We start from the raw sequence: 6,918 nt of genomic DNA on the forward strand, positions 1-6,918 counted from the left end.
AATCTGGAAAAAAAGCTATAGTTGGGTTCTTATCGCGAACGCCCTTTATATTTTGATATTTTATCTAATAATGAAATTATATTCCTAGACTATGCAACTAATCGATTGGATCGTACTTACAGTAACCTTATTGTTTATCGTCGTTTACGGTGTTTGGAAAACCCGTGGAAGCAAGAATGTACAAGAATATATTCTTGGTGGCAACGAAACTCCATGGTACACCGTGGGACTTTCGGTTATGGCAACACAAGCCAGTGCGATCACCTTTCTTTCGACTCCAGGACAAGCGTATCATGACGGAATGGGTTTTTTGCAATTCTATTTTGGTTTGCCTCTCGCCATGGTTGTTATTTGCCTCACTTTTATTCCAATTTACCACAAATACAAAGTTTTCACGGCTTATGAATACCTCGAAAAAAGATTTGACTTAAAAACGCGTTCCCTAGCCGCTATTCTATTCTTGTTTCAAAGAGGATTGGGAACGGGACTTACCATTTATGCTCCAGCCATAATTTTGTCGGCATTGTTGGGTTGGAATCTTACCTTAATGAACATTATCATCGGTGTACTTGTAATTATTTACACGGTTTCTGGCGGAACAAAAGCGGTAAACGTTACCCAAAAACAGCAAATGTTCGTGATTATGTCTGGTATGATTATCACATTCTTTCTTATTTTGCATTTTTTGCCCAATGATATGACTTTTACAAGTGCTTTACATATTGCGGGAGCCAATGACAAAATGAATATCGTTAATTTTTCGTTCGATCCAGAAGAAAAATATACCATTTGGAGTGGAATCACGGGTGGTTTTTTCCTGGCTTTGGCTTATTTCGGAACCGATCAATCCCAAGTGGGGCGCTATTTATCTGGAAAATCAGTACGGGAGAGCCAAATGGGTTTGATCATGAACGGGCTACTTAAAGTGCCAATGCAATTTTTCATATTGCTGACCGGTGTTATGGTTTTTGTGTTTTTCCAATTCAATCCAGTTCCATTAAATTTTAATCCCAACAACAAAATAATCATAGAGAAATCGGCTTATAAAAATGAATACCATCTATTAGAAAAAAAGTTAGAAGCCCTTTCTGAAGACAAAAAAGTGATTAATCTTTTATACATCGACCAACTGAATCAGGATTATGACAATCCCATTCTCCGAAAAGAACTCGTTGGATTATCCAGTAAAGAAAAAGACCTGAGGGATCGTGCCAAGGAAATTATCCTGAAAGCCGACAGCAACAGTGAGACCAATGATAAGGATTACGTTTTTTTTCACTTTATCCTGAATTATTTACCCAAAGGACTCATCGGTTTGTTGCTAGCAGTGATTATTTCGGCTGCAATGTCCTCGACAGCTTCTGGACTTAACGCATTAGCATCGACAACTGCTATTGATATTTATAAGCGTAATATTAAGGAAGAAAAATCGGAAAAACATTACTTGAATGCTACTAAATTTTTTACTTTTTTTTGGGGGATTATCGCCATTCTTTTTGCTAGTATTGGCACTTTATTCGAAAACCTAATTCAATTGGTTAATATCGTGGGTTCCATTTTCTACGGAACGGTTTTGGGAATTTTCTTAGTTGGTTTTTATTTAAAATATGTGCAAGCAAAAGCAGTTTTTTACAGCGCTGTTATTAGCCAAATCACCATTTTTATTATTTATTATTATGCGATTTTTATTTTTCCGAGTGGTGAAGAAAAACTGGGTTATTTGTGGCTCAACTTTATTGGGGCCATACTAACCATTATTTTGTCGTTGCTAATGCAAGCAATTGTTTTTAGAAATAAAACTATTATTAAATAAGATTCCTGTTTTTAGAGTATAAAATTTACCCATTGGATGTAATTAATTTTTTTAAGCATAGAATATACTTTAGATGCATTTAATTTAATTCGTTTCATAAAATAAATTTTGTTTTGTTATAATAAAATTTATTAATTATTTGAAAACCTTAAAAAAATAAGATTTTAAGGTTTTAGCATTCAATAAAAATATTTAGCATAGGCTAGTAATTATTTAAACAAAAAAATCCAGTAAGCTTTGTTTAGTCTTACTGGATTTTTTTATTTTTTTTTAGGAGTGTTTTATTACTTGCTCCACTCCGCAATACTCTCTTTATTCATTTTTACATAATCCTGATTTTTGGCGATTTCCGCAGCAGCAAGTGAAATTTTTGCAGTTTCCACGGCTCCTTTTTTATCACCTTGTTTAGCCTGTATTAATGATTTCAAACGAAAATAATAATAGGGTTTGTTTGTATTCATTTCTAGAGCTTTATCAACATAAGTTCGTGCTTTGACAATATCTCCATTAGATTGAAATAAATACTGTGCCGATGAAAAATAATCTCCAGCACCTGGTCCTGCTAATGTTTTATCGATACTTGCCATCGTGTTTTTATGTGTAGGAACTTCAAACTTGATGGCAACCAATGTGTTTTCCCAAGACAATTCTAAGTAAGCGAAATTAGTGTCTATGCTAGCAATTCCAATAGTAAAATTTTCAATTTTTCGATCGATCATTTCAGGTATAGCATTAGTTCGTAATGCCACATTTGCTTCATCCCAATTTGGAGGATTTCCCCAATTATCAGTTTTTGAATAGAAAACTATTTCCCAATTATCAGCTTTTGGAGTTGTAAAAATGGCATATTTCCCTTTTGCCAAAGTTTTTCCGTCTATAATCACATCATCACTGAATGAAATCGTAGAGTTTTCATTAGCCCCAGTCCTCCATAATTTTCCATAAGGAACTAAGTTTCCAATAACAGCTCTACCTCTAGCGCCTGGTCTTGAATAATTAATTTCTACATCAGTCAACCCAACAACTTGAGTTAATGTTTCCTTCGGACTTAATTGAGGTGTTTTTATTTGTGCCTCGATAGCATAATTAGCGATAATCATCGCCAAAATAAAAATTAATTTTTTCATAGTATAAAATTTAAATGTTTTTTCAAATTTACAAATTCAAGTGATTATATATGTTAATTATTACATAATTGTCCCTAAAACTGAACTATTTTTTCAAAACTCAACGCATCAAAATGATTAATTATTAAATTTGCCTTTGATAAATCTTGCCTTTTTGAATGTTCACTGTCGTATGCAACGCAAAAAATCCCCGCAGCTTTTGCAGCAACAATTCCATTAGTACTGTCCTCAATAACAATGCAGTTTTCTTTTGAAGCAATTGATAAAGCTGCGGCAAATTCGAATATGGCAGGGTGTGGTTTCGAATTAGGGAAATCTTCTCCACTAACAATATGGGTAAAGTATTGATGCAAATTAAATCGATTAAAAACGCGTTCAATCGTTACTTTCGAAGCGGATGATGCCACGATCAATTGCATCCCGTTAGCATATAAATCCTTGATTAATTTTTCGACACCTTCAAGCAATTCTAAATCTTCTTTAGTGTCGAAAGCATTATTAAAAATAGTTCGTTTCCGTTGAATTAATTCTTCCACTTCATATTCGATATCAAATAAATTTTTTAATTTTTGAAATGTATTTCGAGTCGAATTTCCTGTGAATGAAGTGTATGTTTCTTCTGAAACTTCAATATTTAATTCAGAAAATTGTTGAAAATAAGCATAACGGTGAACGGGTTCCGTATCAACAATTACGCCGTCCATATCGAAAATTACGGTTTGTATCATTTTGGGTATTGGGTATTGGAAATTGAGTTTTGTATTGGTTTTTCCGACCTAGAACTATTTAATCAAGCTTTCCATCAAAATGCATTGTCCATTTCCCCTGTACTTTCATTACTTGTTCGATTACTTCACGAGCAGCACCTTTTCCTCCGTTTTTATGTGAAATATATTTAGAAACAGCTTTTATTTCAGGGCTAGCATCTTGCGGACAAGTTGGTAACCCTACCAATTGCATTACGTGATAATCAGGAATGTCATCCCCCATATACAAAACTTGTTCGGGTTTTATGTTATACAATTCTATGTATTCTTTATAAGTTTCAACTTTGTCTGGCGTTCCAAGATGGATATCGGTTATTCCAAGATTTCTCAGTCGTACCCGAACACCTTCGTTGCTTCCACCAGAAATAATACAAACATTATAACCAGATTCTACAGCTGCTTTCATCGCATAACCATCGCGAATATTCATTGTTCTCAAGATTTCACCTTCATTGGTAACAAAAACCGAACTATCAGTAAGTACACCATCAACATCGAAGATAAATGTGGTAATATCGTTCATTATTTCTTTATAACTCTTTGCCATTATTCTGTATTGATTGGGTTAGTATTTTATAAATTGTTGCCTGATTTTCATTTGATAAAAAATCTAAATGTGCTTCAATTGTTTGTGTGTCGTTTCGTTTTGCGGGACCGGTTTGTGCTTCATTTGGCGAAAGCACCATAACCTTGTTCACGGTTTCCAAAATTAATGGTTTTAAAACTTCAAAAGAAACTTTATTTTCTTCACAAATTTCATTGCCAATTCGATACATTTCGTTTACGAAATTATTGACAAAAACTGCCGAAACATGAAGTGCCTTTCGTTGTTTTTCATCGCTATTGAAAGCATTATTCGAAATGGACTGCGCCACTTTTTCTAATAAATCAAAGTCGGATTCGTTTTCGCTTTCTAAACAAATAGGAATTGGTTTAAAATCGATTGCTACATTTTTTGTAAATGTTTGAAGTGGATAAAAAATGCCACGCCTGTTTTTTTTGTCTAATAAATCTATAGATACGCTTCCCGAGGTATGAACCACGAGGCGATTTTCGAAAGGTAATTTTGATGAAACTGATGCGATTGCATTATCAGAAACGGCAATGATATACAAATGGGCTTCGGTTAGATCCTTATAATCATTGGTTATTTTAGTAGGATCGAGTAGGGGAACGGTACTTTTCTTTTGTCTTGAAAACACTTGTACAATGTCGACTTCATTACTTTTGGCAAAAGCTGTAATCAAATGCTGGGCAACATTTCCGGAACCGATAATTACTATTTTAATCATTTGACAAAATTAGCAAAAAAAGACAAAACTAATACATAGTAATTTAATTGGAATTTGAAAGGATATATATCATTGTTAAATAAAATATTTAATTGTTAATTTTGGTTTTAATTAACAATTTACCAATTATAGAACTCAACAATTTTAAGTACTTTTGGCGTAAATTTTTAAAATATAAATTCGTAGATATGATTAAGAAATTGACATCCATTTTATTTTCTACACGATTAATGGCCATCCTTTTCCTGACTTTTGCAATTGCAATGATTGCAGGAACTTTTATAGAAAGTAAATACAATACAGATACCGCCCGAATTTGGGTTTATAATGCCTGGTGGTTCGAAGGAATTATGTTGCTTTTTATGATGAACTTTATCGGAAACATAAAGCGTTACAACTTATTGAAAAAGGAAAAATGGGCAACTCTTATGCTGCATTTGTCTTTTGTTTTTATCATTTCCGGAGCTTTTGTTACACGTTACATCAGTTTTGAAGGAATGATGCCCATTCGTGAAGGCGCAACTGAAAACGTATTTTATTCAGATAAAATGTACCTCACGCTTTTTGTAGATGGAGAATACCAAGGCGCAATGAAGCGAAGAACTTTCGAAAAAGCATTGCGAATTTCGCCTGTGACCAACAATAACTTTTCTATTTCAGACCAGTTTGCAGATACCAAATTTAATGTAAACTACGAAAACTTTATTATGGGTGCTAAAGAAGTTATTAAGCCCGATGCAAAAGGAAGTTTCTATTTTAAACTTGTCGAGGCTGGCGATGGAGGACGTGAAGAGCATTTCTTGAAAGAAGGCGAAGTTCAAAACATTCATAACACCCTTTTTGCTTTTAATAAATTTACGCCTGGAGCAATAAATATCTCCATTACAGGAATTGGAACTGTCGACCTTAAGGCTACTATTCAAACCCCATTTGAAGGGGAGTTTATGCGAATGGCAGACAAGTTACAGGGCAAAGTGGCTAAAGATATTGTGCAACCTTTAATGATGCGCTCTTTGTACAGCATTGGTGATATGAGAGTTGTATTTCCTGACCATCCAACAAAAGGAACTATTGGTTACGATTCGAAAAACGACTATCGAGCCAAGGGAAATAGCGATGCTTTGATTTTAAAACTAACTGCCGATGGTCAAGAAAAAACAGTCACTTTAATAGGAACAAAAGGCAGCGTTGGAGAAGCAAAAACAGTGAAAATCGAAAATATAGATTACACCTTTTTCTACGGTAATAAAGCATATACTCTGCCTTTCAGCATCAAATTGAATGATTTCATCGCACAAAAATATCCAGGAACAGAACGAAGTTTCTCTTCTTTTGAAAGTCAGGTTACGGTTTTAGACAAATCGTCTGTTTTTGATTATAGAATTTTTATGAATAATATTTTAGATTATAAAGGGTATCGTTTTTTTCAATCTTCCTTTGATCAAGATGAAAAAGGAACTGTACTATCTGTAAATCATGATTATTGGGGAACCTTAATTACTTATTTGGGTTATATCTTAATGATAATAGGCTTTGTTTGGACCTTGTTTAACAAAAATTCACGGTATTGGGATTTAATGGGTAAAATAAAACAACTTCGGGAGCAAAGAAAAGCCTTAACGGTATTGGTTCTAATGCTTGTAAGCACTACGGGGCTTTTTGCACAGCTGCAATTGCCACAAAGTCATGAACACCAAGAGACTCAAAGGACTGTGAGTGCTGAACATGCAGATAAATTTGGGGAAGTGATCGTTCAAACTTATGAAGGCAGATTTGCGCCAGTGCACACATTGGCTGTTGACGTGATGCATAAAATTTCAAGAAAGGATAAATTTGAAATTCCCGGGAGAGGCAAAATGACAGCTATTCAGGTATTTTTAGATATGCCAATAAATACAGAGTTCTGGAAAAATCAGAAG

The 6,918-nt window shown here is 34.1% G+C and carries 6 protein-coding genes; 2 read left to right on the forward strand and 4 right to left on the reverse strand.

From position 1 onward, the window contains the following. Window positions 1-91 precede the first annotated feature (91 nt). On the forward strand, window positions 92-1,813 hold the full coding sequence (locus AABM59_RS03235) for a sodium:solute symporter (RefSeq protein WP_338407538.1): 1,722 nt from the start codon (window positions 92-94) through the stop codon (window positions 1,811-1,813). A gap of 284 nt (window positions 1,814-2,097) precedes the next feature. Here AABM59_RS03235 and AABM59_RS03240 read toward each other — a convergent pair whose 3' ends face one another. The 4 genes from AABM59_RS03240 to AABM59_RS03255 form a co-directional block, all read right to left on the reverse strand. Further along, window positions 2,098-2,940 (reverse strand): DUF2911 domain-containing protein, encoded by an 843-nt coding sequence (locus AABM59_RS03240; protein ID WP_338407539.1) that lies wholly within the window; start codon window positions 2,938-2,940, stop codon window positions 2,098-2,100. A 74-nt stretch (window positions 2,941-3,014) separates the two neighbouring features. After that, window positions 3,015-3,668, reverse strand: a complete 654-nt coding sequence (locus AABM59_RS03245; protein WP_338407540.1) for an HAD family hydrolase — start codon at window positions 3,666-3,668, stop codon at window positions 3,015-3,017. A 58-nt stretch (window positions 3,669-3,726) separates the two neighbouring features. Further along, window positions 3,727-4,254 (reverse strand): HAD-IIIA family hydrolase, encoded by a 528-nt coding sequence (locus AABM59_RS03250; protein WP_338407541.1) that lies wholly within the window; start codon window positions 4,252-4,254, stop codon window positions 3,727-3,729. Next, window positions 4,238-4,999 carry a Rossmann-like and DUF2520 domain-containing protein gene (locus AABM59_RS03255; RefSeq protein WP_338407542.1) on the reverse strand — a complete coding sequence of 254 codons (762 nt, stop codon included), beginning with the start codon at window positions 4,997-4,999 and terminating at the stop codon, window positions 4,238-4,240. Before AABM59_RS03255 ends, AABM59_RS03250 begins: the two co-directional genes overlap by 17 nt. Before the next feature lie 188 nt (window positions 5,000-5,187). Between AABM59_RS03255 and AABM59_RS03260 the strand changes: the two genes are divergently transcribed. After that, window positions 5,188-6,918, forward strand: a 1,731-nt coding sequence (locus AABM59_RS03260; protein WP_338407543.1) for a cytochrome c biogenesis protein ResB, incomplete at its 3' end; no start/stop codon positions are given.

Origin of the sequence: uncultured Flavobacterium sp., assembly GCF_963925185.1 — a bacterium.
Taxonomy (GTDB): domain Bacteria; phylum Bacteroidota; class Bacteroidia; order Flavobacteriales; family Flavobacteriaceae; genus Flavobacterium.